Source organism: Coprococcus sp. RTP21204st1_G4_RTP21204_210225 (assembly GCF_040915385.1).
In the GTDB taxonomy this organism is placed as follows: domain Bacteria; phylum Bacillota; class Clostridia; order Lachnospirales; family Lachnospiraceae; genus Allocoprococcus; species Allocoprococcus comes.
This window is the reverse complement of record NZ_JBCPDP010000006.1, coordinates 57,734-80,935: the sequence shown is the minus strand read 5'-3', so window position 1 is coordinate 80,935 and position 23,202 is coordinate 57,734. Positions and strand designations below refer to the sequence as shown.

General features: G+C 41.9%; 21 protein-coding genes, 1 tRNA gene and 2 pseudogenes. 6 read left to right on the top strand and 18 right to left on the bottom strand.

The genetic code is table 11. The features are described from left to right. Nucleotides 1-72 precede the first annotated feature (72 nt). From AB5213_RS07460 to murB, 8 genes are all read right to left on the bottom strand, one after another. Complete coding sequence (locus AB5213_RS07460; RefSeq protein ID WP_022219973.1) at nucleotides 73-2,193, bottom strand: glutamine synthetase III; 2,121 nt, start codon at nucleotides 2,191-2,193, stop codon at nucleotides 73-75. A gap of 152 nt (nucleotides 2,194-2,345) precedes the next feature. Then, nucleotides 2,346-3,212 carry a class II fructose-1,6-bisphosphate aldolase gene (gene fba, locus AB5213_RS07455; RefSeq protein WP_022219974.1) on the bottom strand — a complete coding sequence of 289 codons (867 nt, stop codon included), beginning with the start codon at nucleotides 3,210-3,212 and terminating at the stop codon, nucleotides 2,346-2,348. Between the two features lie 40 nt (nucleotides 3,213-3,252). Then, nucleotides 3,253-3,324 (bottom strand) — tRNA-Glu (locus AB5213_RS07450). 86 nt (nucleotides 3,325-3,410) lie between these two features. Beyond that, nucleotides 3,411-4,307: a diacylglycerol kinase family protein gene (locus AB5213_RS07445; RefSeq protein WP_022219975.1), complete on the bottom strand. Its 897-nt coding sequence runs from the start codon at nucleotides 4,305-4,307 to the stop codon at nucleotides 3,411-3,413. Between the two features lie 121 nt (nucleotides 4,308-4,428). Further along, the gene (locus AB5213_RS07440; RefSeq protein WP_008372676.1) at nucleotides 4,429-4,692 is read right to left on the bottom strand and encodes an HPr family phosphocarrier protein; all 264 of its coding nucleotides are present in this window, start codon (nucleotides 4,690-4,692) and stop codon (nucleotides 4,429-4,431) included. Continuing rightward, on the bottom strand, nucleotides 4,689-5,648 hold the full coding sequence (gene whiA / locus AB5213_RS07435; protein ID WP_022219976.1) for a DNA-binding protein WhiA: 960 nt from the start codon (nucleotides 5,646-5,648) through the stop codon (nucleotides 4,689-4,691). The genes AB5213_RS07440 and whiA overlap by 4 nt, the downstream gene beginning before the upstream one ends. Nucleotides 5,649-5,656: 8 nt before the next feature. Continuing rightward, nucleotides 5,657-6,538 (bottom strand): RNase adapter RapZ, encoded by an 882-nt coding sequence (gene rapZ, locus AB5213_RS07430; protein ID WP_347006677.1) that lies wholly within the window; start codon nucleotides 6,536-6,538, stop codon nucleotides 5,657-5,659. A 2-nt stretch (nucleotides 6,539-6,540) separates the two neighbouring features. Beyond that, a complete protein-coding gene (murB, locus tag AB5213_RS07425; RefSeq protein ID WP_195413059.1) occupies nucleotides 6,541-7,452 on the bottom strand; it encodes a UDP-N-acetylmuramate dehydrogenase in 912 nt (303 codons plus the stop codon). Between the two features lie 287 nt (nucleotides 7,453-7,739). Here murB and AB5213_RS07420 point away from each other — a divergent pair, with 287 nt between their 5' ends. Together AB5213_RS07420 and pckA are read left to right on the top strand one after the other, a co-directional pair. Beyond that, a complete protein-coding gene (locus AB5213_RS07420; RefSeq protein ID WP_022219978.1) occupies nucleotides 7,740-9,032 on the top strand; it encodes an HlyC/CorC family transporter in 1,293 nt (430 codons plus the stop codon). 286 nt (nucleotides 9,033-9,318) lie between these two features. Then, nucleotides 9,319-10,923 carry a phosphoenolpyruvate carboxykinase (ATP) gene (pckA, locus tag AB5213_RS07415; RefSeq protein ID WP_008372665.1) on the top strand — a complete coding sequence of 535 codons (1,605 nt, stop codon included), beginning with the start codon at nucleotides 9,319-9,321 and terminating at the stop codon, nucleotides 10,921-10,923. A gap of 545 nt (nucleotides 10,924-11,468) precedes the next feature. Here pckA and AB5213_RS07410 read toward each other — a convergent pair. Beyond that, entirely contained in the window at nucleotides 11,469-12,158 is a 690-nt protein-coding gene (locus AB5213_RS07410; RefSeq protein ID WP_347006676.1) for a hypothetical protein, read from the bottom strand. Nucleotides 12,159-12,341: 183 nt separating this feature from the next. Continuing rightward, the gene (locus tag AB5213_RS07405; protein ID WP_008372661.1) at nucleotides 12,342-12,467 is read right to left on the bottom strand and encodes a hypothetical protein; all 126 of its coding nucleotides are present in this window, start codon (nucleotides 12,465-12,467) and stop codon (nucleotides 12,342-12,344) included. Nucleotides 12,468-12,660: 193 nt separating this feature from the next. Between AB5213_RS07405 and AB5213_RS07400 the strand changes: the two genes are divergently transcribed. After that, complete coding sequence (locus tag AB5213_RS07400; RefSeq protein ID WP_347006675.1) at nucleotides 12,661-13,659, top strand: N-acetylmuramoyl-L-alanine amidase; 999 nt, start codon at nucleotides 12,661-12,663, stop codon at nucleotides 13,657-13,659. Between the two features lie 171 nt (nucleotides 13,660-13,830). Next, complete coding sequence (locus AB5213_RS07395) at nucleotides 13,831-14,766, top strand: Rpn family recombination-promoting nuclease/putative transposase (RefSeq protein WP_173692427.1); 936 nt, start codon at nucleotides 13,831-13,833, stop codon at nucleotides 14,764-14,766. 161 nt (nucleotides 14,767-14,927) lie between these two features. Here AB5213_RS07395 and AB5213_RS07390 read toward each other — a convergent pair whose 3' ends face one another. The 3 genes from AB5213_RS07390 to AB5213_RS07380 all read right to left on the bottom strand — a co-directional run bounded on the left by AB5213_RS07390 (nucleotide 14,928) and on the right by AB5213_RS07380 (nucleotide 19,259). Continuing rightward, nucleotides 14,928-16,577 carry a glycoside hydrolase family 43 protein gene (locus AB5213_RS07390; RefSeq protein ID WP_055249476.1) on the bottom strand — a complete coding sequence of 550 codons (1,650 nt, stop codon included), beginning with the start codon at nucleotides 16,575-16,577 and terminating at the stop codon, nucleotides 14,928-14,930. A 72-nt stretch (nucleotides 16,578-16,649) separates the two neighbouring features. After that, nucleotides 16,650-17,816: a glycoside hydrolase family 5 protein gene (locus AB5213_RS07385; protein ID WP_055249474.1), complete on the bottom strand. Its 1,167-nt coding sequence runs from the start codon at nucleotides 17,814-17,816 to the stop codon at nucleotides 16,650-16,652. 72 nt (nucleotides 17,817-17,888) lie between these two features. Further along, nucleotides 17,889-19,259 (bottom strand): MFS transporter, encoded by a 1,371-nt coding sequence (locus AB5213_RS07380; protein WP_347006674.1) that lies wholly within the window; start codon nucleotides 19,257-19,259, stop codon nucleotides 17,889-17,891. A gap of 221 nt (nucleotides 19,260-19,480) precedes the next feature. Between AB5213_RS07380 and AB5213_RS07375 the strand changes: the two genes are divergently transcribed. Then, a complete protein-coding gene (locus AB5213_RS07375; protein ID WP_008372649.1) occupies nucleotides 19,481-20,392 on the top strand; it encodes an AraC family transcriptional regulator in 912 nt (303 codons plus the stop codon). Nucleotides 20,393-20,521: 129 nt separating this feature from the next. Here the strand turns inward: AB5213_RS07375 and eda are convergent. Further along, nucleotides 20,522-20,932: pseudogene (gene eda, locus AB5213_RS07370) on the bottom strand (bifunctional 4-hydroxy-2-oxoglutarate aldolase/2-dehydro-3-deoxy-phosphogluconate aldolase); the annotation flags it as partial. A gap of 46 nt (nucleotides 20,933-20,978) precedes the next feature. Between eda and AB5213_RS07365 the strand changes: the two are divergent. Continuing rightward, a pseudogene (locus AB5213_RS07365) lies at nucleotides 20,979-21,143 on the top strand (IS110 family transposase); the annotation flags it as partial. A 352-nt stretch (nucleotides 21,144-21,495) separates the two neighbouring features. On the opposite strand, the gene AB5213_RS07360 reads toward AB5213_RS07365, so the two are convergent. Genes AB5213_RS07360 through AB5213_RS07345 form a run of 4 tightly spaced genes read right to left on the bottom strand, consistent with a single transcriptional unit; the run spans nucleotide 21,496 to nucleotide 23,157 of the window. Next, nucleotides 21,496-22,293, bottom strand: a complete 798-nt coding sequence (locus tag AB5213_RS07360) for a YhfC family glutamic-type intramembrane protease (protein WP_347006673.1) — start codon at nucleotides 22,291-22,293, stop codon at nucleotides 21,496-21,498. Nucleotides 22,294-22,312: 19 nt separating this feature from the next. Next, nucleotides 22,313-22,615, bottom strand: a complete 303-nt coding sequence (locus tag AB5213_RS07355; protein WP_008372645.1) for a hypothetical protein — start codon at nucleotides 22,613-22,615, stop codon at nucleotides 22,313-22,315. A 9-nt stretch (nucleotides 22,616-22,624) separates the two neighbouring features. Further along, nucleotides 22,625-22,831 carry a helix-turn-helix transcriptional regulator gene (locus tag AB5213_RS07350; protein WP_003865061.1) on the bottom strand — a complete coding sequence of 69 codons (207 nt, stop codon included), beginning with the start codon at nucleotides 22,829-22,831 and terminating at the stop codon, nucleotides 22,625-22,627. Then, nucleotides 22,828-23,157, bottom strand: a complete 330-nt coding sequence (locus tag AB5213_RS07345) for a DUF6442 family protein (RefSeq protein WP_005608366.1) — start codon at nucleotides 23,155-23,157, stop codon at nucleotides 22,828-22,830. The genes AB5213_RS07350 and AB5213_RS07345 overlap by 4 nt, the downstream gene beginning before the upstream one ends. Nucleotides 23,158-23,202 lie beyond the last annotated feature (45 nt).

The following is a 23,202-nucleotide window of genomic DNA, read 5'->3' as shown; positions in this document are numbered from 1 at the left end:
TTAATTTGTGTATATTTTCACAAAACTTCATAAGTTTTCAACTTCTTTTTCAACACTTATACCAGTCACTTCTTAGACCTCGAACAGCAGATCTCCGTAAGAAGGCATCGGCCACATATTCTTGTTGACGATCATTTCCAGTTCATCCACTGGTTTTCTTAAAGCTTCCATTGCCGGTACAACTTTCTGCATGAAGAAGAATGCCTGTTCTTTTCCTTCTGTCTCCGGTACTTCTGCCACAACAGTTTCCAGTGCTCTGAGTGCTTCTTTTGTGTCTTTCAAAAGATCAGCCGACTGTACAAGAAGCTCTTCCTGTACACCTGTATATGCTGCAGCGCTTGCCTGTTTTACCTGGTTGATCGAATTAGCCAGCGAAGTTACATATTGGATCACAGCCGGGATAATATGCTTGCTTGCGATATCGATCATGGAACGTGCTTCAATGTTGATTGCCTTTGAGTATGCCTCATATTTGATCTCTGCACGGGATTCCAGTTCTGCACGGCTGAATACATCGAATTTTTCAAACATTTCAACCGCATTGTCATATGTCAGACATTCAATAGACTCTACCATGGTCTTAATATTCGGAAGTCCTCTTCTTTCGGCTTCCTTCACCCACTCATCAGAATATCCGTTGCCATTGAATACAATTCTCTGATGTTTGGATGCATATTCCTTGATCAGATCATGGACTGCAAGATCAAAATCTTCTGCTTTTTCGAGTACATCGCAGGCATCAGAGAAGGACTCAGCCACGATTGTATTTAATACTACGTTCGGTGCTGCCACCGAGTCTCTGGATCCTACCATACGGAACTCAAATTTATTTCCTGTAAATGCGAATGGTGAAGTACGGTTTCTGTCAGTTGCATCCTTTGCAAAATCCGGGAGCGTACTTACACCGGTATGTAATTTGCCGCCTTTTAAGCTGTGTGCAGCTTCTCCGGTATCAATAAGCTGTGCAAGCACGTCTTCAAGCTGTTCTCCGAGGTATGCGGAAATAATTGCCGGCGGTGCTTCATTTGCTCCAAGTCTGTGATCGTTTCCTACGTCAGAAGCAGATTCACGGAGCAGGTCTGCATGCAGGTCTACTGCACGGAGAATACAGGTCAGAACCAGAAGGAACTGAATATTATCATGAGGTGTCTTTCCCGGATCCAGAATGTTGATCCCATCATCTGTAACCAGTGACCAGTTATTATGCTTTCCGGAACCATTTACACCTTCAAACGGCTTTTCGTGTAACAGGCATTGAAGATTATGGCGATATGCCACTTTCTTCAGCGTCTCCATGATCAGCTGATTATGGTCAACTGCTACGTTGCACTGTGCATAGATCGGCGCAAGCTCATGCTGTCCAGGTGCCACTTCGTTGTGCTGTGTCTTTGCAGCTACACCCATCTTCCAGAGTTCTTCATTGACATCAGTCATAAATGCTGCAATTCTCTCACGGATCGCACCAAAATAATGATCATCCAGTTCCTGTCCCTTCGGAGGATTTGCTCCGAATAATGTACGTCCTGTAAATACAAGATCCTTTCTCTTAAGATATTTTTCTCTGTCTACCAGGAAATATTCCTGCTCAACTCCAACAGATGGTGTAACCTTTTGGGACGTTGTGTTTCCAAAAAGACGCAGAAGACGGATGGATTGTTTGTTGATTGCTTCCATAGAGCGAAGAAGAGGTGTCTTCTGATCCAATGCTTCTCCGGTATAGGAACAAAATGCTGTCGGTATATATAAAATCGATCTTTTCCCATCCGGACTCTTTTTAACAAATGCAGGCGATGTACAATCCCACGCTGTATAACCTCTTGCTTCAAATGTGGAACGCAGTCCTCCTGACGGGAAGGAAGATGCATCCGGTTCTCCTTTGATCAGCTCTTTTCCCGAAAACTCCATCAGGATCTTTCCATCTGACTTCGGTGCTGAAATAAACGAATCATGCTTTTCAGCTGTTGCTCCTGTAAGAGGCTGGAACCAGTGCGAATAGTGAGTGGCACCCTTTTCAATCGCCCACTCTTTCATCTCATGTGCAATAACGTCTGCTGTTGCAGCCTGAAGCTCTTTACCTTCTTCTATCGTCTTTTTCAGCTCTTTGTAAGTCTTCTTCGGAAGTCTTTCCTGCATAACAGCATCATTGAAGACGTTTTCTCCAAATATTTCTGCTACACTAATCCATTCGCTCATCCCATGTACCTCTCTTTTCTACTACTCATTTTCTACTACTCATACAAAACGGTCGTTTTTTGATTCAAATAAAGGAGTCTTGCACTCACGCAAAACTCCTTTTATACCGTTTTCTTCGGACGCCTTTGTCCATGATATTATCAAAAATCAGACTATTCAGCTTTTCCGTCAGAACCGAACAGAATCATTTTCTCTTTTACTTTTTCAACGATTGCATCTGCACCCGGTTTCAGAAGTTTACGTGGATCGTATCCTTTTCCTTCAAGATCCTTTCCTGCTTCAATGTATTTGCGAGTAGCTTCTGCGAATACCAGCTGACATTCTGTATTAACATTGATCTTAGAAACTCCAAGGTCAATTGCTTTCTTAATCATATCATCCGGAATTCCTGTACCTCCGTGAAGTACGAGCGGAAGTTCTCCTGTGAGCTCCTGAACTGCTGCAAGAGTCTCAAAGCTGAGTCCTTTCCAGTTTGCCGGATATTTTCCATGAATGTTACCGATACCTGCTGCAAGGAAATCAACGCCAAGGTCTGCAATCATCTTGCATTCCTTAGGATCTGCGCATTCGCCCATTCCTACAACACCGTCTTCTTCTCCACCGATAGAACCAACTTCTGCTTCGATAGAAAGTCCTTTTCCATGGCAAAGTTTAACAAGTTCTGTAGTCTTCTCAATGTTTTCTTCGATCGGATAATGAGATCCGTCAAACATAACTGATGAGAATCCTGCATCTATACATTTCAGGCAGCCTTCATAGCTACCATGATCAAGATGAAGTGCAACCGGAACCGAAATGTCCATTTCTTTGATCATTCCATTTACCATTCCTACAACTGTTCTGTATCCAGCCATGTACTTTCCTGCGCCTTCAGACACACCAAGAATAACCGGTGATCTTAATTCCTCAGCTGCAGTCAGAACTGCTTTAGTCCATTCAAGATCGTTGATATTAAACTGTCCTACTGCATAATGACCTGCTTTTGCTTTTTTTAACATCTCTGTTGCTGAAACTAACATTTTGTATTCCTCCACTTCTCTGTTAAAGGCTTTTATAGGCTGACCCCCAGGGGAATCGAACCCCTGATTCGACCGTGAGAGGGTCGCGTCTTGACCGCTTGACCAGGGGGCCAGATGTATGTTCATTAGCTGTCTGGCTAACTCACTTGCTTAGTATAACGTACTTCTTTTCATTTGACAAGACCTTTTTTTATTTTTTTACTGTTCCTCTTCCGGAACTACGATTTTAAGAGCCTGTTTCGCGTTCTTGATGCAGACACTGTCGTGTTCCCCACCGAACTCTCCATCCAGCGTCCATGGGATCTCTTCCACTGATTCAAAATGAATCTCACCTGTCTTAAATGAATAAATGTGCTTCGTATTGATCTGGCTGCTCAGAAGCGCCCCAATGATCTCCTGAAGCGCGAGCGGGTTCTTCGGTGTCCGGATCAGGGTAACCTCAAATTCTCCGTCATCAAAAACCACATTCTTCCCGATCATATTACGGAAACCACCAACAGATCTGGAATTCGTCACCATACCATAAATAAATTCGTCCTCAATCGTTTCTCCGTCATGTGTCACTTTTAATTTATATGACGGGATATCAAAAATTCTGGTTGCTCCTTCCAGCACATACGCCAGATGTCCCAGAACATTCTTCATTTCCTGCTTTGTCTCATAAGATACATCCGTGAAGAGTCCGAATGCTGCAATGTACACGAACACATCTCCGTTAAACCGTCCGATATCACAGGGAAATTCTTTCCCCCCTGCAGCTGTACTTGCCGCCTGGAGAAGATTCTTCGGGATATGGAGACTGCTCGCAAAGTCGTTGGTCGTTCCTGTCGGGATGTAACCGACCGGAATCTTTTTTTCTCTCTTCATCATTCCGGTTACGACCTCATCAAGTGTTCCGTCACCACCACTGCAGATCACACGGTCATACTCCTCTGTAAATGTCTTTACTTTATAATAAGCGTCTTTATATTTCTGCGTCGGATATACAACCACTTCATATCCTGCTTTTACAATAATGTCAATAATATCAGAAAGCTTCGGTTTTAAAAGTCCCTTTCCTGCATTCGGATTATAAATAAACAATGCTTTTTTCATACGTCCGTCCTCCTGTTATCTGTTCTTTTCTCTATACGGGCTGTCCCCACAGCTCCTTACGGATACATGCATTATAGCATAAAGAGCCTGCTTTCGGCAGACTCTTCAAAGTTTTATGCAATTATCTGTTCTTAACGTTCACAAGAAACCTTTCGATACCAGCTGCTGCTTCCTTTTCATCTGTTCCGTTCGCAACAACGGTGATTTCCTCTCCCGGCATCAGTGTCAGACTCATCATCCCCATAATGCTCTTTGCATTGACTTGCTTCTGGTCAACTTCGATATATACCGAACTTGAATACTGACTAGCTTCCTGAACAAGAAGTGCAATCGGTCTGGCGTCTAATCCCTCGGACAATTGAATCTTAACAGGTTTTTTGATCATAATGTTCCTCCTTGCTTAGCCCTTATCTCTTCCGCCATTTCACTTAACTTGCGCAATCTGTGGTTCACTCCGGACTTGCCTACCGGATTTTGCAGAAGTGCGCCTAACTCTTTTAAAGATGCCTCCGGATATGTAAGTCTTGTAAGGGCCATGTCCTTCAATCCTTCCGGCAGCTTATCGAGTCCTTTTGTTTCCTCAATATACCTTATATCGTCAATCTGCTTTACAGCAGCGGAAACCGTTTTATTGATATTCGCAGTCTCGCAGTTCACTTTTCGATTCACCGTATTCCTCATATCTTTCAATATACGGATATTCTCCAACTCCATCAGTGACTGATGTGCCTCCATCACATTCAGCACATCCACGATCTGAGCTCCTTCTTTCAGATAAACCACAAATGATTTCTTCCTTGATACAATCTTTGCGTCCAGAGCAAAGCATCTCATTATCTTCTGAATCTGCTGCGCTTTCCCCATCGAAGCACAGACAATTTCAAAATGATAGGACTTCTCCGGGTCGCTCATGGATCCCGATGCAAGAAAAACGCCACGCAGGAAAGACCGCTTACAGCAAGTCTCCTGAATCACGACATTCTTTACTACAGAAAGCTCTTCTTCCACGTCTCCATAAGGATTGAGCAGTTTTGCCGCCTGAAGCACCCTGATAGCATCTTCGTGTTTTTTTACAACTATATAATAGTAGCTGCTGCCTTTTTCCCGGTTCACCCGAATAGCGATATCAACCACTATATTAAACGTTCTTCTCAATAAAGTAAAGCTTTTTCTTGCAACTGCCAGATTTTCCGTATGAATCTTAAGTGCTGCATGACCTCTGCTGTCGATCATGACAGCCCCACACATGCTGATGATCGCTGCAAGTTCTGCAATCTGGCAATGTCTTGCAGGACTTAGCTGACGCGATATTTCTTCTTTAATATTTCCAGAAAAAGACATACTATCACCTATTTTGCTTTCGTAATTGCATCTTTCTCGATATCACGATGCTCTTTTCTTACACCGTACTCTTTCTCTGCCACAGACAGCCGTTCATACAACTCATTGGCAAGTGTCACGGAGCGGTGTTTTCCGCCGGTACATCCGATTGCGATCACAAGCTGGTTCTTTCCTTCTGCAACATAGTTCGGAATCAGAAACTCAACCATGTCGACCAGCTTCTTCAGGAATTCTTTTGAAGTATCGTTATTCATCACGTAATCCCTGACCGGCTTGTCATTGCCACTCTGCGGGCGAAGTTCATCAATATAATACGGATTCGGAAGGAATCTGACATCAAATACCAGGTCTGCATCACTCGGAATTCCATATTTAAATCCGAAAGATAACACAGTAATGTACAGATTCTTGTATTCTTTATTCTCGGCAAAAATACGGTTCAGTTCACTGCGCAGCTCCCTGGTCAGCATCCGGCTTGTATCCAGGATATAATCTGCCCTTTCTTTTAAAAAGGCAATTTTCTTACGTTCTTTGGCAATCCCGTTCTCAATTCTGCCGCCCTTTGAGAGTGGGTGGTTCCTTCTTGTCTCTTTATATCTTTTCACCAGTGTATCATCATTCGATTCAAGGAAAAGAATCTCCAGTGGTATCTTGGCTTTTTCAAGTTCGTCCAGAACCTGGTCCAATGCACGCAGATTCTGTCCACTGCGAATATCAAGTCCCAGAGCGATTTTCGTGATCTCACCATTTGGAACGATCAAAAGTTCTGTCAGTTTTGTCATTAAAGGAATTGGCATATTATCCACACAGAAATATCCCATGTCTTCCATCATTTTCAAAGTTGTACTTTTCCCCGCTCCGGACATTCCCGTTACAATTACGAATCTCATCCCTAAAATTCTCCTATTTGTTTCACTTCCGGTTCCATCGTAACACCGGTATCTTCTTTCACTTTCGCTGTTACCTGCCGGATCAGCTCCATCACATCAGCCGCCGTCGCATTTCCTTTATTGATCACAAATCCACTGTGTTTTTCAGAAACCTGTGCTCCACCTACTGTAAATCCTTTCAGACCACTGTCCTGGATCAGTTTTCCTGCAAAATATCCTTCCGGACGCTTAAAGGTGCTGCCTGCACTCGGATACTCCAGCGGCTGCTTCGATACCCGCTTCTGACGGAGGTCATCCATCTGCGCTTTTATTTCTTCTTTTTTGCCTTCTGTAAGCGAAATCACGGCACCCAAAACGATATATCTTTTCTCCGGGATAATACTTGTACGGTATCCGAGTCCCAGTTCTTCTGCCGGAAGCTCCATGATCTCGCCCTCTTCTGTCATAACCCTGACACTCGTCAGTACATCCTTCATCTCTCCGCCATACGCGCCGGCGTTCATCACAACCGCTCCGCCAAGCGTTCCCGGGATACCTGCTGCGAACTCAAATCCGGTCAGTGCTGCATCAAGTGCTGCATTTGCAATCTGCGCAAGCGAACATCCTGCCTGCGCCGTGATCTGATTTCCTTCTACCTGAAATGTTCCCATACTCTTATAAAGCTGGATGATCGCTCCTCTGAAGCCTTTGTCTCCAACCAGAAGGTTGCTTCCATTTCCTACTATATATATAGGTATCGAAAATTCCCGGCACACCCGAATTGTCTCTGCCAGTTCCTTTTCATTCGATGGCATGATAAAATAATCTGCCGGACCACCGATCCGGAAGGTTGTATGCTTCTTCATCGGTTCATCCTTCTGTATTTTGGCTGCATCGACCACATTATACAAACATGTCTCAAAATTCTGTTCCATTCTCTTCTCCTAGTATCTATAAATATTCTATGCCATTCTTCTTTTTTTATTTAACAGGAAATTGCCATTGGACCTCCTGCCAAATAGAAGTTACTACGTGCCAAAGCACGTTTTAATATCATCCTCATATGACGTAAGTGCAAAAATAAATTTTGACACTTACATCATATGATACACCAAAAAATATGCAAGTTCAACGCGCTCTTGCAAAATTAAGTGAAATGCGATATAGTAAGGCATAACATAGAAATTTTATCAATATTTTCAAAAAGGAGTGATTTTTAACTGTGGACTCGAGTGTCTCGCAAATACTTATTTTGCTAGTCCTGCTGCTCTTATCCGGCATATTTTCGTCAGCCGAGACAGCACTTACAACCTACAACAAAATCCGGATGCGTGCCCTTGCAGACGAGGGTAACAAGCGTGCCAGCACCGTACTTGCCGTAACTGAGAATTCAGGTAAAATGCTTAGCGCGATCCTCATCGGCAACAACATTGTTAATACTGCGGTAGCTTCCCTTGCCACCACAATCGCATACCGCCTTGGTGGAACCGCCGTCGCGATCGCAAGTGGGCTTATGACGCTTCTCATCATCCTTTTCGGAGAGATTACTCCGAAGACGATGGCAACCATCCATGCTGAGAAGATGTCTCTTTTCTACGCACCGGTTATCAATATTTTCATGAAGATCATGACTCCGTTTATCTTCATTGTAAACGGTCTCTCCACCGGTCTTCTGATGCTTCTTCGCATCGATCCGAATGCCAAAGACAATACCATGACCGAAGCTGAACTCCGAAGTGTGGTGAATGTCAGCCATCAGGACGGCGTGATCGAATCAGATGAAAAAGAGATGATCTACAATGTGTTTGATCTCGGTGATGCCATTGCCAAAGACGTCATGGTTCCCCGTGTCAACGTAACTTTTGCTGATATTGACAGCAGTTACGACGAACTGATCGACCTGTTCCGGGAAGACAAATTCACCCGTCTTCCGGTTTACCAGGAGACAAAAGATAATGTTGTCGGAACGATCAATATGAAAGATCTTCTTCTTTATGACAGTAAGAAAAGTGAGTTCCAGATTAAAGATATTCTCCGTGAAGCCTACTTCACTTATGAATACAAGAGCATTTCCGAGCTTCTTGTTGAAATGCGCCAGGCCTCTTTCAATATCGCAATTGTCCTGGATGAATACGGTGAAACATCCGGTCTGATCACCCTGGAAGATATCCTTGAAGAGATTGTTGGCGAAATCCACGATGAATATGATGAGAATGAAGAAGAAAATATCAAAGCGGTAGGCAAACACGAATATATTATTGAAGGTTCTACCAATCTTGACGATCTCAATGATTCCCTGGATCTGAATCTGGAATCGGAAGATTATGATTCTCTCGGAGGCTTTATCATCGAAAAGCTGGATCGTCTTCCCAAAGCCGGTGACTCTGTTTCCACCGAAGACGGAATCCGTATGGTCGTAGAAAAGCTCGATAAAAACCGGATTGAGACAGTTCATCTGTATCTTCCGGAGAATTACCGCGAACATACGTCTGACTCGTTGGAAACTGACGACTAAGCAGACCTCCCGGGAAGAAATCCTGACAGATTTTTTCTTTATATTTTGCAGAATATACAATTATTTCAGGGCAGCCCAAAGTGGACTGCCTTTTTCTTTTTTGGATTTCGTTATTTTTTAAACAATTTTTTTAAGAAATATTGGTTTTTTATTGATTTTATTACGTAATTATGTATAATTATGGTAAATGGGTGAAGAATTTTACTTCATCAGATGATAAAATCTGCGCTCACAGCTTTTATCATTTAACCATTTAACTAGAATTAGGAGAAAGAGGTTAATTGCAATGGCAGAAATCAATTTAAGCAAGTATGGTATTACTGGAACAACAGAAATCGTGCACAACCCTTCTTACGAATTACTGTTTGAAGAAGAAACAAAAGCAGGTCTTGAGGGATTTGAAAAAGGTCAGGTCAGCGAACTTGGTGCTGTGAACGTAATGACAGGTGTATACACCGGACGTTCCCCTAAAGACAAATTCATCGTAGTTGATGAAAACTCTAAAGACACTGTATGGTGGACTTCAGACGAATATAAGAATGACAACCATCCGGCTTCACAGGAAGCATGGGAAGCTGTAAAGGAGATCGCCAAGAAAGAACTTTCTAACAAGAAACTTTATGTTGTAGATGCATTCTGCGGCGCTAACAAAGATACACGTATGGCAATCCGTTTCATCGTTGAAGTTGCTTGGCAGGCTCATTTTGTAACAAACATGTTCATCAAACCAACAGCTGAAGAACTTGAGAACTTCGAACCAGACTTTGTAGTATACAACGCTTCTAAAGCAAAAGTTGAAAACTACAAAGAACTTGGACTTAACTCTGAAACAGCCGTTTTATTCAATATCACAAGCAAAGAACAGGTTATCGTTAATACATGGTACGGCGGAGAGATGAAGAAAGGTATGTTCTCTATGATGAACTACTACCTCCCACTTAAGGGAATCGCTGCTATGCACTGCTCAGCAAACACTGATCTGAACGGCGAAAACACAGCTATCTTCTTCGGTCTTTCAGGAACAGGTAAAACTACACTTTCTACAGACCCGAAGCGTCTCCTCATCGGTGATGACGAACACGGCTGGGATGACAACGGAGTATTCAACTTTGAAGGTGGATGCTACGCTAAGGTTATCAACCTTGACAAAGAATCTGAACCAGATATCTACAACGCAATCAGACGTGACGCTCTTCTTGAGAACGTAACTCTTGATGCTGAAGGAAAAATTGATTTTGCTGATAAGAGTGTAACAGAAAATACACGTGTATCTTATCCGATTAACCACATTGAAAATATTGTACGTCCGGTTTCTTCTGCACCGGCAGCTAAGAATGTAATCTTCCTGTCTGCAGACGCTTTCGGAGTACTTCCACCGGTATCTGTACTGACTCCGGAACAGACACAGTACTACTTCCTGTCTGGATTCACAGCTAAGCTTGCCGGTACAGAACGTGGAATCACAGAACCGACACCAACATTCTCTGCTTGCTTCGGACAGGCATTCCTTGAACTGCATCCGACAAAATATGCAGAAGAACTTGTTAAGAAGATGGAAAAGAGCGGAGCAAAAGCTTACCTCGTTAACACAGGATGGAACGGAACAGGAAAACGTATCTCTATCAAGGATACTCGTGGTATCATCGATGCAATCCTGAACGGAGACATCTTAAATGCACCGACCAAGAAGATTCCTTACTTCAACTTCGAAGTACCTACAGAACTTCCGGGAGTTGATTCAGGAATCCTTGATCCTCGTGACACATATGCTGATGCTTCTGAATGGGAAGAAAAAGCTAAGGATCTTGCTGCAAGATTCGTTAAGAACTTCGCTAAATATGAAGGAAATGCTGCTGGTAAAGCACTTGTATCTGCTGGACCGCAGGCTTAAATGCGAAATTAGAAGATGGATGTGGGAGAGTTTCTCCTGCATCCATTTTTTTATGTATACGATGAGCCAAGTGCAGATTTGTGCTTGCACAAGGATCTGCATTTGGCGAATGTACATCATCGAGCTGTCAAGCGAGATGGTGTACAAAGTATACCAATCGAGTAGGCGTCAGCTTACTCGATTGTGCGAAGGGACGAAGGAGAGGCTGCAATAACCTCATCTGCTTCGTTGCACTGACCACTCCGATGAGCCTCTTAGGGCGAAAATTGTGTCAGCAATGGATTCCACAATTTTTGAGTCTCATCTCCGTAGTGCAAAATGTCAGCAGACGAGGTTATTGTAGCCTCTCCCTCTGGTTTTTCAAGACAAAACAGAATGGAATGATTTATAAGAAACAGAACCCACAGCCATCTTCGGGCTGTGGGTTCTGTTGACTGTTGAAGTTTGTTGGTTGCAGATATTCTTTTCGTACTTTTATAGTATGACGATAGTGTAATATCAACTACATGTATTTATGTAAAATAATTTTTTTCTGCAGTATATTTCTACTTCTCTTCCGGGGGAAGTTCTTCACCGGCTAATTTTAGGATGTTGCTGATCTCATCTTCGGTGATGCCGGCGAATTCTTCCAGCTCGTCTACGCTGACTTTTCGGCCGAGTTCATCGGAAAGTTTTTTGATCTGTTCGTCAAGGTCGTTGACTTTTTCTACCATGCGGTTATCTTGCTTTTTAGTCTCTTCCTGAGATTCAAGAAGTGCCTGCATGCTTTCTTTTGCCATACTTAAAAGGGCTTCGGTATCATCTGCATGGTCTTCCATGGCGAGCATGAGTCCCATGTTGCCTTCCTGGACGAGATCTCCGATGTAGATATCTGCCCTGTGCATCTCTTTTGCCATGGTGAGGATTGCCGGTAGGAGTTCTTTTAATGGATCCCCATCTCTTAATCCTTTCAGATCCTGCTCGTAAAGGTTTAAATAATCCTGTTCTTCCTGGGTATATCGGATCGGTTCTTCGGTGTTTTCTGCATTTTTGATCGAACCACCGACTTTGACGTAGCCTTTTACGATTACTTTCTTGGAAAGAAGATAATCAAATACAAGCTCCATCTGTTCTGCTGATAAATTGTCTTCTGCGAAGTAAGCTTCGACTGTGGCTTTGTCTGTGATGTTATTCTGGCTTTCACACAGGGTAAGGATCCCTGCAAGTTTTTCACGAAATTCTAATCTTTCTGCCATATTTTGATTCTCCCGATTCTATAATGTATGAATATTTTTTTCTTGTTCTTCCGGTCAAGAAAGACAAGAAACGTAATCAACAAACTAATGATTGCTTTCCTGTAGCATATCGCTACAGATTTATCATAACATTATATTTCCTACCTGACAATTTATTTTTCTGCAATCTGGTATCAAGAGCAACTAAATGCTTTTTGTCTGATTGTTTTGTTCGATATATTCAGCTATTTTTTCTAAGAGATATGTGCCGCCTGCTATGATTGTGGTGCCTCCGATGATTCCGATGATAAATGGTGCCATAACTGTCATTCCTTCTGTTTTTGTTTATGTGGGTTTCTTTTGACAGTTTTATTGTATTAAATCTACGGGTGCAGAACTATCATGGTTGGTTTAAATGTTTGTTAAATCAGCACGCAGCATATTTTTCTTAATCGATTTCTCATTTTCACTTTTCAGGATATCCGACATATATTATATAAAGTTCATTTTTTGAGGTATATCTATGCCTATATCTATCATGCTCGATGCCGGTCACGGAGGACGTGATCCGGGAGCTGTGTATAATGGTCGCCAGGAAAAGGATGATGTACTGAAGCTGGTGCTTGCGATCGGAGAAATTTTACAAAACAGCGGAATTGATGTGGAATACACACGGACAACGGATATTTATGAGACACCTTTCCAGAAAGCAACAGAGGCAAACGAAGCCGGTGTGGATTTCTTCATATCGATCCACCGGAATTCCAGTCCTCTTGCCAATCAGTACATGGGTGTGGAAAGCCTGATCTATAACCTTTCCGGTATCAAATATGAGATGGCGGAAAATATCAATGCACAGCTGGAGACAGTTGGGTTCAAGGATCTCGGAGTAAAGGCGCGCCCAAATCTGGTTGTCCTTCGCCGTACAAAAATGCCGGCGCTTCTGATCGAAGTCGGTTTTATCAATTCTGATTCTGACAACACTCTTTTCGATAAGAACTTCAATGATATTGCGCAGGCAATTGCAGATGGAATCCTGGATACGCTGGAAGAAAAAGGGCTCTGGAAACCAGAAGGCGCAAGAAACAGTTCGACCGCATCGGAATCCGGAAGGACTTCTTCTGACGCAGATACTTCTGATTCCGTTTCTCCTGCTGACGGTTCTGCAAAATCAGATGTTGGTACCCTGACAAATTCAGGCTCAGTCCCTGATTCTCCTTGTACGTCAGACTCTGCTCACATGAATCCGTCTGATGAAAATACAGACTCCGAATTTCCTAATTCTTCTCCATCTGTAACCTACAGTGTGCAGGTCGGTGCATTCCGAAATCCGGCGTATGCCAGACGGCTTCTTAATGAACTGACCGAAATGGATTTCCCTGCCCGGATTGATGACAGCAGCCAGTATGACCGGGTTCTGGTCGGTCAGTTCGATGTATTGAATGATGCTGCCATGATGGAACGAAGACTAAAACAGAGCGGATATCCAACTGTGATCGTGAGCTTTTCTGAAGAAGTCTGAATCTTTTTACTCGTTATTCTCAAAAAAGTTTTGAGTATAAAATAATATTTTCATGTCTTATCCCGGACACCAAAGATATTCCATTCAAAACGAAATTTTTCGAGATTGCTTTCAATAACAACGGGTTTTATACTTATATACCAAACACAAAAAACAAAGGAGGAAAATGATATGTCACCGAGAAACACAGCGAAAGCGGATATTGTCCTGAAAAATTTCTGGAAAGACAATGCGCATTTCGCAGATTTGTTCAATGCAGTCTTGTTTGACGGGGAACAAAAGCTGCACCCGGAAGATCTCAGGGAAGCTGATGTAGATCTTTCATCTGTCCTGAAATTCAACGGACATATAGAAACAATCCAGCGGCTGAGAGATGTCGTAAAAAAGACAGCCTATGGAATGGATTTTGTGATCTGGGGTATTGAAAACCAACAGAAAATCCACTATGCAATGCCACTAAGACATATGATAGAGGATGCACTTTCATACTTAAAAGAGTATAATGAAATTGCAAAAAAGAATCTGGATGAAAAGACCACAAATACAAAAGATGAATTTCTATCCAGATTCAAAAAAACAGACCGGCTGCATCCTGTAATCACTCTGTGCATTTATTACGGAGAAAAGGAATGGGACGGGGCAACCAGTTTGAAAGAAATGCTGGAACTGCCAGACTATCTTGAGAATCTTGTGCCCGATTATAAGATGAACCTATTACAGCTCAGAAACAGCGAAAATCTAAAATTCAAAAATAAAGATGTCCAGACAATATTTGATGTAAGCCGGTTGATTTATGGCAAAAATTATGGCAAAATTACAAGTATCTACAAAGATCAAAATCTTACAAATGAGTTAGGAATTGTAATTGGCGCAATCACCGGCTCGCAGGAACTGATAAACTATGCAGCGTCAGAAAAAGAAGGAGGTCAATTTAATATGTGTACAGCTTTAGATGAATTAATAGAATCCGGAAAAGAAAAACTGCTTACCGAAATGGTTGAAAAAAAACTTGCCAAAAATAAAACTCCAGACACGATAGCAGATGAACTGGAAACAGATATTTCCATAATCAATAACATTATCGAGAAAATTGAAAAAAGTGCATAATCAGCACATTATGGTTATTTTATCCATTACACCGTGTAAGTAATGAAAAATCTCATTTTCTAAAAAAGATCCTGTATAAAACCACTGCCTAAACAAGCTTTGATTTTAGCAGGATCTTTTTATCATCTCACAAAAACACACTTATATTTCTATCTCATCACTTATCTTGGCATCCCCTTCTCCTCATCCGCAACATACTCAAAGAAATCAAAGTCTGCATATTGTTTATGTAACACTCTGTCTGCACAGGTCATTCCCACAAATGTTCCTGTAAATTCTCCGTATTTGCAGTATTCATCTGAGAATTTCGTTGTGTCAAATGGTCCACCGATCTTCACATACTGTTCTCCGTCATAGCTCCACTCGAACCATGATTTTCTTCCATCAATATTCAATCTCAGATAGATCGGCACATCCGCTACCGGGATTCTGGTATTCAGCAGCTCTGTCTTAGTTCCATTCTCCAAGTGGATAATAGAAAGTGCACTCTGTCCCAGTGTCTGGCTGTAATATTTGCGGAGATTGATGTAATTCATGTTGTCATAATACATGATCAGTCCGGCGCTGTGCTGATGGGTTTCCGGCTTGAATTCCATCTTGGTCGTCACTTTCGCATATACGCTGGTCAATTTTCTTGCAAGGATGCTGACTTTATTCAGAGAGGTTCTGGATTCCTGTCCTCGGATTCTCACATACCCAGGACGGACCTTCACATCTGCAAATCTCTGTGGCATGATTCTTGGGGCATAATACCAGTTTCCAAGTTCATCTCCGTCGAAATCGTCAAAATCAGGAATCTGCGGTACCGGATATTCCGGGAGCTTGCTTTCTTCTACATATTCTTTTGCAAGATTATCATCGTCATACATGCGAAGCCATCCTTCTTCTGTCCATTTCATCTTCTGGATCGCAGTTTCTCGCCCGAGAGTACAACGAAGTTCCGGTGCAAATGGTCTGGCACAAAGATGTACCAGATAAACCTCTCCAAGTGGCGTTTCCACATAACTTCCGTGACCGGATTTCTGTAATACGCTCTCCGGATTATAGTACTTTGGTTTCAGATGATCCGGATCCTGTCTTTCGTAGGATACTCCCGGAACACTTGTCACGATTGGATTTGTCGGATCTCCCTCGTATGGTCCCCATACATTTTTTGCACGTCCCATGGTTACACAATGATTATATCCAGTTCCACCTTCCGCACACATAATATAATAATATCCATTTCTCTTGGTCAGATGTGGTGCTTCGATACAGCCGCGGTCGGTTCCTCCGTTCCAGATACGTTTCGGATAACCGATCACTTCCTTTTTCTCCGGTGAATATTCTACCATACAAATCGCACCCGGTTTTTCATAGCCTTCACGGGTTTCCCACTCCAGGGATACAACCCATTTTCTGCCATCATCGTCATGAAGCATGGAGGCATCAAATCCTGCTGAATGCAGATATACCGGCTTGCTCCATGGTCCTCGAATATCCTTTGCTGTAATCACAAAGTTGTCCACATCAAAATATCGCGCGTTCATGGAATTCATCACTCCATAAACCACATAGAACAGATCTTCCTGTTCACAATATGTCAGACAAGGTGCCCAGATTCCTTTTGCCGACGGAAGCTTTTTAAGATCCACTTCTTCGTCATCTGTCAGTACGTGTGTATATAGTTCCCAGTTTTTCATATCTTTTGAATGATAGACCGGAATTCCCGGCATCCATTCAAATGTTGATACTGCTATATAATAATCGTCCCCTTTTCTGCAAATACACGGGTCCGGATTGAAACCTTTAAAAATCGGATTATGAATCATGATCGTTCCTCCTATATGATCAAATGCCGGGATTTTTTGCCCCAACATCTAAATTATCATTTTATTTTTCCACTACACTCTCGGAAACCAGCCAAAATCTACACATCTTCCAAGATCCCAGCTGTCCCAACCGATCCATCCTTTATCATTGATCGTATCGGTCAATAGCTTATAACTCCAATAAAAATATCCGCTTCCTGTGTTCCATGCTTCAAGCTGCGCCTCAGCCACTGCCTGATAGATTTTCTTCTTCTCTTCTGCACTTACTGCACTTTCCACGTCTCCCTCCAAACCATTTAACACAGACTGTCCGCCTTTTGTATCCCAGCCACATGCCAGAGAGTTAAACAGACACCATTCTCCGCAGATAACCGGGAAATATTCTTCCATTTCCTGAATATCTTTTTGGTAAACCTCTTTAATATATTTTACATAGCCTTCAACTGTCTGTTCACAATTGTCCATCTCGGCCATCATCAAATACTGATGGGTGTCCAGAACTACATTTTTATATTTTTCTTCCTGCATGTAGCCCTTCCATTCCTTTATTGCAAATCCGTCATGGATGACTACATACTTTTCTTCCGGCATATATTCGCGAATCCTGTCATATGCATCCTTGTAAAACTCTTTGAGAAATGCAAAGGTTACCGGTGCAGATCCTTCTGCCATCTCAGGATCAAACGCAGGATATCTTTCCTGCATATTCATACTGTCCCACATATTTTCTGTAAGCGGTTCATTAATTACTTCTATTCCCCATAAGCCTTTTCTGTTTCCATAGCGTTTTGCCAGACGTTCCAGTACAGAAAGAATAAATTCCACTTCTTCCGGATGCTGTGCCCATTTGCATACACCACAGATTCCGCCGTTATCAAATCCGTTCTGTCCAAGGGGTGCCGTGTGCAGATCGATCAAAATCTGCAGTCCGTATGCTTCTGCCCAGTTAAATGCCTTATCCAGTTCTTCCACACATCCGATAAAAGGTTCTCTGTCTCCAAATATAAAGTACGGAACCGGAATACGGACTGCTTCCATTCCCATAGACTTGATTGTCACAAAATCACGTTCTGTAATGTATTCCGCGCGGTGGATCTTTATTCTTGCCTCATACACTTCTTTTGACAGCTGTCTCGGCAGATAATATTCATCTTCTGCAGTTGTCCCTGCAAATAATGCCGGGCTCATCCATTTTTCTAATACCAGCCAGTTTCCAAGATTGACTCCTTTGACTTTCATTCATCTTACCTCTCTTATCCGTTTATTCGTAAAGACATCTGCCTGCACAAATGCCTTTATCCTTCCTGTTTCTTATTTAGTCTGACGCGCCTTCAGATCTGCAATAATCTGTGGGAATTCTTTATCAAGCTTCCAGAATTTCATAATCAAAAGACCACATGCATAGACAGCAATCGGAATCCATACGAAGCAGACTTCGATTGAAAGGAGTGCGGATGCACTCTGAACAGCTGCGTCTCCTACATATCCGCCAATCTCCAGGATCATTCCAAGAAGTGCAGAACCAATACCATTTCCAATCTTATATCCAAAACTGCATGCACTGTTTACCAGTCCCTCAGTACGATACCCCGTCTTCCATTCACCATAATCAATCGTATCCGAAACCATAGCCCACATGGTTGTACCACCACACGCATTACCGATTCCACGGATAACACTGGAGACCACGATTCCTGCCATAGAGCCACCCGCGAAATTCAGAAGCAGCATTCCGATAATATCAAGTACCAGACCGATTGCAAATACATTTCTCTTACCAAGACGTTTTACCAGCATTGCAATGAAGAACATTGCAAGAATCTGTACTACATTGAAAATTCCGTTGATCGTTGACACCAGATTTCTGTCACCTAAAATATCTTTTGCATAGTAAACGGTTGCCCCACCATTTACAGAGTACATTAAGAAGAATAATGCAAGCATTCCGGTCATCATGATCCAGTATTTATTCTTAAATAAAGCTTTGATTCCTTCTTTAAACGGTACATCTTCTACCTTTCCGTCTTCCCCTGCCGATGCCGGTTTTACACGTTCTTTTGTTCCGAAGAAGTTGATCAGGAAAGCTGCAACGGCTACCAGACCGAATACGCAGAAGGTCTTTGTCCATGCAGAAGCATTATTTCCAAATGTTTCAACTAAAGGTAACGTAAATGTATTGATCGTCAGGGTTCCTGCAGTTGCCAGCAGGTTTCTGAAAATACTTAATACCGATCTTTCATATGGATCCTGTGTCATCAGTGCGTTCAATGCAGAATATGGTACATTGATTGCTGTATAAATAACGGTAGATACCAGATTATACGTAATAAAGACATAAACTAATTTCGGTGTTGCCGCCCAACTTGTCGGTACAGAAAAAAGTAAAATCCCTGAAATTGCAAATGGGATACACATACGAAGAAGCCATGGTCTTGCTTTACCGAATCTTGATTTTGTACGATCCACGATCACACCCATGATAATATCGCTGATACCATCGAAAATTCTCGACACCATCATGATGGTTCCAACAGCCAGTGCACTTACCTTTGCATAATCTGTATAATAAAACAGTAAGAAAGCTGACATCGCCGTATAAATAATATTGCATCCAAAATCCCCACATCCGTAGGAAAATCTTTCCACCACCTTTGAAAAGGTCAATTTGTTCTTTGAATTCATCTCTCTATTCCTCTTTCAGCATATTTTTTTCATCCGTTTTGTTCTTTGCGCACTGAACATCCTTTTGTTTACGCTATTATAGTATCATATCCCATCTGGTGTGAATAGGTCTTATCCTCTGCAAAATATAGGTCGATATTCTCTTTTTATTTCTCTAAAATTATGATATACTTGGCTTTAGTAAGATCAGTGTTTTCTAAAACAGGAAGGAAGAAAAATTTATGTCATCAACGCATTCTCCTCATCTGCTTTTCAGTCCCAAAAAGAAAAGCAACAGCAACGAAAACAATCATTCCTTCTCTTATGAAGTCATCTCTACTTTAGAATCAACGGGTGTCCATTTTCGAACCTCTATTGATCCCGGAAGCTATGTTCCGGCTCATTTACATCATGCAATAGAGATCATTTATCTATTAGAAGGAAATCTGACTGTCATCATGGAATCTTCTGTTCGTGAGTATCATGCCGGGGAGTGTATCCTGATCAATTCGGATATTATTCATTCTACAAAGTGTACCTCTCCGAACAAAGCAATTCTCTTTCAGATACCACTCTCCTTTCTTTCTCTGTATCTCCCGGATGCCGACCAGCTGGTATTCAATCTGGAAAACCCGGAAGAAAGTGCTGTCCGCCGGACAAAACTCGATATCTTCAAAGAGACGCTGGTTCAGATGCAGATTGCAAATGATATCCGTCCGGAAGGCTTTATCCTGCGTTTCAACAGTCTGCTCTTTGAAATTCTTTTCCAGCTATATCATAATTTCAGTATCCGTGTTGTTCATGGAAATCAGACACAGAGAGATAAAGACCGCGCAAGACTTGACACGATCTTAAATTACATCCGTCAAAACTATAAACAACATATCAGTATTGAGGAAATTGCAAATGTTGCCTATTTGCAATCCGGCTATTTTTGCCGTTTCTTTAAAAAATGTATGGGAATTACCTTTCTGGAATATCAGAACGAATTAAGACTTTCTTATATTTACCAGGATATTCTTTCGACTGATGATTCCATCAAAGATATTTTGGAGCGCCATGGATTTACAAATTATAAATTATTCCGCCGAATGTTCTTTGAACATTTCGAGATGACACCTACCGAGGTCAGGAAAAACAGAAATGCTACTTAATCAAAACAAAAAGAACAGAAAAGATTCTCAGATACCAAAATCTTTTCTGTTCTTTTTTGTATATTATAAAGGATAGATTAGTACCTCCTCAGAGGTCATGTGTCCCCCTTGATAAAAGGGCTCAGTTCATTAAGGGCGAATGCTCTTTGCCAGTTCTTTCGCTTCTTTTGTCAGATTACAGATTTTCTCGAATTCGCCGTTTTTGATCAGATCTGCTTTTACCATCCAGCTTCCGCCGCAGCAGATGATCTTGTCAAATCCCAGATAATCTTTCAGATTCTGTGTTCCGATTCCACCTGTCGGCATAAAACGAAGCTGATTGTATGGTGCTGCCATTGCTTTGATCATAGCCACTCCACCTGCAGGTTCTGCCGGGAAGAATTTAACTACTTTCAGTCCTCTTTTTACTGCCTGTGCCACTTCGGATGGTGTCACACATCCCGGGAAGATCGGAATTTCTTTTTCCAGACAGTAATTTACGATTTCAGTATCGAATCCAGGACTTACGATGAATTTTGCTCCTGCCTTAACAGCAGCATTTCTCATAGAATCCGTTTTCCTTGAGTTCCTCTAAGTTTTCTCCAAGCCTGTAAACGAACCTGTCTATCAGTTCCTTGATAGAAAACGCGCTGAAGGAAAACCATACCTTGTTTACATGACCGCTGGTACCAATAAATTCTTACGAATCTACTATGGCAAGGTTAAGGAGTGCTTACGCAACTTAGAGCAATCTCAAATCGAAGAGTCTTAAATATCAAACGATTATCACCTCCGTTAAGCTAGCCGTTTTGTATAGCCTATTTCTTGTGCCTATTTTTCAACTCTTAAATTTCTTCAAAAAGCACTTGACTTTTTATTAGTAGGCTTTCCTGCCGAAAATATAAAAACCACAGAGAAGATACATTAATCCTTATTTGTGTCATTTCTCGTGGCGAAAATCGGGGTTAATATCCCTTTCTAAGCCTTTCAAAAAAGCACATAAGTTATTTGTACTAACCTGTGGTTATGTATTGAATTATGGGTTTTGGGTAACAAAAAACACCGTATTTCTACGGTGCGTTCTGTCAGATATATTCTGTTTTATGATAGCAGAAAACTGGAATTCACAGTTCTTCCATCCTTCCCATCTTCAGCGCCATAACAAGAGTTCCGGCTGCCATCACAAAGACACCAATTTCAATCACATAGATGGGAAGAAGCGCCGGACCTGCCACGGCAAAGAAGTCCACGATAAAATGAATCCCATATGCAAGAACCGCTGTAAAAGCCGCTGTCCTGCATTTGCCTGCCTTTACCGCCCGGTAGATCAGCAGTGACAACCCGATATGCAGAATGATGGCACTGATTCTTTCGATTCCGCTTACAAAAAAGAGTGGTGCCGGTGTTGTCCATAGGGCCGACAGCTGTGACACGGTCTGGTTTGCAGACTCAGCAGGAAGTGCCGCCAGCGTATTCTGCATAGCTCCGCTGTTGATCATCAGCATGGACACAAGATTGCTGATTCCGGAGAGTCCTCCGATCAGAATGGCCTCCACACCGCCATGCCCGATTCCATACATCAGTGCATTTGGAAAATCCAGCCATTTCTTCATCCAGAACTTCATGGCAATCATTCTTCCAGTCTCTTCAAAAACCGCTGCAGCCAAAGCCGCGTACACATAGTAAAGCCATGGCCTGCTCTGTGCGTTCAGTCCGCAGAACTGAATGACAAGAACATGCAGCTGCTGCTCCAACAGCATGGCAAACAGCAGATAGGTTCCTGCTCCGATAAAGAACGAGGAAATCCTTGCCTTAAGTTTCACCCTCCCTGCAATGAACAAAGCAATCGGTACCCCCATCGAGAGGACAACGGAGCAGATAACTCCCGCTATCGCCAGACCTGATATTGTGTTCAATTCCATCTTTATACCTCCCTGATTCTCAAAAAATTCCTTTATTGTATTTGAACTGTCCATACAATATAAAGCCTAATCCGACAATAACTGCTGGAAGAATGATATAATCTATAATTATTTCACTCCAAAACGAAACAATAAAACCTAATACAAGAGATATTCCTATAATCAGCGTTCCTGTGCCGACTGTTTTTCCATACTTTGGTATATCTTCTTCCTTTACTTTTCGCCTGTTATAAGAGTGAATTGTGCTGATATTGCCTTTGATATTTACAATTCCCAAAACAGATATGAACACTCCCAAAATCAACATTATAATATTTTCCATAATGACCTCCTAAAAATAGAATAGTTCCTCAAATTTTTTGTCCAATGCAATACAAAGAATTAGAGCCAATTTTGCAGTTGGATTAAACTGTCCTGTTTCAATAGAACTAATGGTATTTCTTGATACCCCTACCATTTCTGCAAGCTGAGCTTGAGAAAGATTTGCTTCTGTGCGAACTTCCTTTAAGTGATTTTTCAGTTGTAATTGTTCTTTCATATTCTCACCTCTAAAAGGTGGCTAACAAATCCAACAAATGCCAAAATGGAAAGCACAAAAAACAGAACAGTCAAGACCAAATCGCTCTTTCGCTTCATTTTGATAAAACGAACTAACCATTGTGTTGCAATAATGCTGAAGTATATAACCCACGGACTGTAAATCATAGTATGAGCAAGCACAGAAGATAACAGCGAAAGCAAACAACACACTAAAGCACCAACTCTGCTTGCGTGACTTCCGGCTTGATATACCACTTCCATTTCAGCCAAGTCCTTATTGCGATGTTCTTTTCTGCTTGCATTTAAGATTTCGTCCTTTTTCATAAAAACACCTCCACGCCAAGTTTTCTTTGCATATTTTAATTATAC

Coding starts and splice junctions, on each gene's coding strand:
- AB5213_RS07405 (WP_008372661.1), bottom strand. CDS start 12,467: ATGACAGTTATGGCACCATTTATCATCGGAATCATCGGAGGCACCACA.
- whiA (WP_022219976.1), bottom strand. CDS start 5,648: ATGTCTTTTTCTGGAAATATTAAAGAAGAAATATCGCGTCAGCTAAGT.
- AB5213_RS07395 (WP_173692427.1), top strand. CDS start 13,831: ATGTCACCGAGAAACACAGCGAAAGCGGATATTGTCCTGAAAAATTTC.
- AB5213_RS07440 (WP_008372676.1), bottom strand. CDS start 4,692: ATGATCAAAAAACCTGTTAAGATTCAATTGTCCGAGGGATTAGACGCC.
- AB5213_RS07390 (WP_055249476.1), bottom strand. CDS start 16,577: ATGATTCATAATCCGATTTTTAAAGGTTTCAATCCGGACCCGTGTATT.
- AB5213_RS07375 (WP_008372649.1), top strand. CDS start 19,481: ATGTCATCAACGCATTCTCCTCATCTGCTTTTCAGTCCCAAAAAGAAA.
- AB5213_RS07345 (WP_005608366.1), bottom strand. CDS start 23,157: ATGAAAAAGGACGAAATCTTAAATGCAAGCAGAAAAGAACATCGCAAT.
- murB (WP_195413059.1), bottom strand. CDS start 7,452: ATGGAACAGAATTTTGAGACATGTTTGTATAATGTGGTCGATGCAGCC.
- AB5213_RS07410 (WP_347006676.1), bottom strand. CDS start 12,158: ATGGCAGAAAGATTAGAATTTCGTGAAAAACTTGCAGGGATCCTTACC.
- AB5213_RS07355 (WP_008372645.1), bottom strand. CDS start 22,615: ATGGAAAATATTATAATGTTGATTTTGGGAGTGTTCATATCTGTTTTG.
- AB5213_RS07350 (WP_003865061.1), bottom strand. CDS start 22,831: ATGAAAGAACAATTACAACTGAAAAATCACTTAAAGGAAGTTCGCACA.
- AB5213_RS07380 (WP_347006674.1), bottom strand. CDS start 19,259: ATGAATTCAAAGAACAAATTGACCTTTTCAAAGGTGGTGGAAAGATTT.
- AB5213_RS07445 (WP_022219975.1), bottom strand. CDS start 4,307: ATGAAAAAAGCATTGTTTATTTATAATCCGAATGCAGGAAAGGGACTT.
- AB5213_RS07460 (WP_022219973.1), bottom strand. CDS start 2,193: ATGAGCGAATGGATTAGTGTAGCAGAAATATTTGGAGAAAACGTCTTC.
- fba (WP_022219974.1), bottom strand. CDS start 3,212: ATGTTAGTTTCAGCAACAGAGATGTTAAAAAAAGCAAAAGCAGGTCAT.
- pckA (WP_008372665.1), top strand. CDS start 9,319: ATGGCAGAAATCAATTTAAGCAAGTATGGTATTACTGGAACAACAGAA.
- AB5213_RS07400 (WP_347006675.1), top strand. CDS start 12,661: ATGCCTATATCTATCATGCTCGATGCCGGTCACGGAGGACGTGATCCG.
- rapZ (WP_347006677.1), bottom strand. CDS start 6,538: ATGAGATTCGTAATTGTAACGGGAATGTCCGGAGCGGGGAAAAGTACA.
- AB5213_RS07385 (WP_055249474.1), bottom strand. CDS start 17,816: ATGAAAGTCAAAGGAGTCAATCTTGGAAACTGGCTGGTATTAGAAAAA.
- AB5213_RS07360 (WP_347006673.1), bottom strand. CDS start 22,293: ATGGAATTGAACACAATATCAGGTCTGGCGATAGCGGGAGTTATCTGC.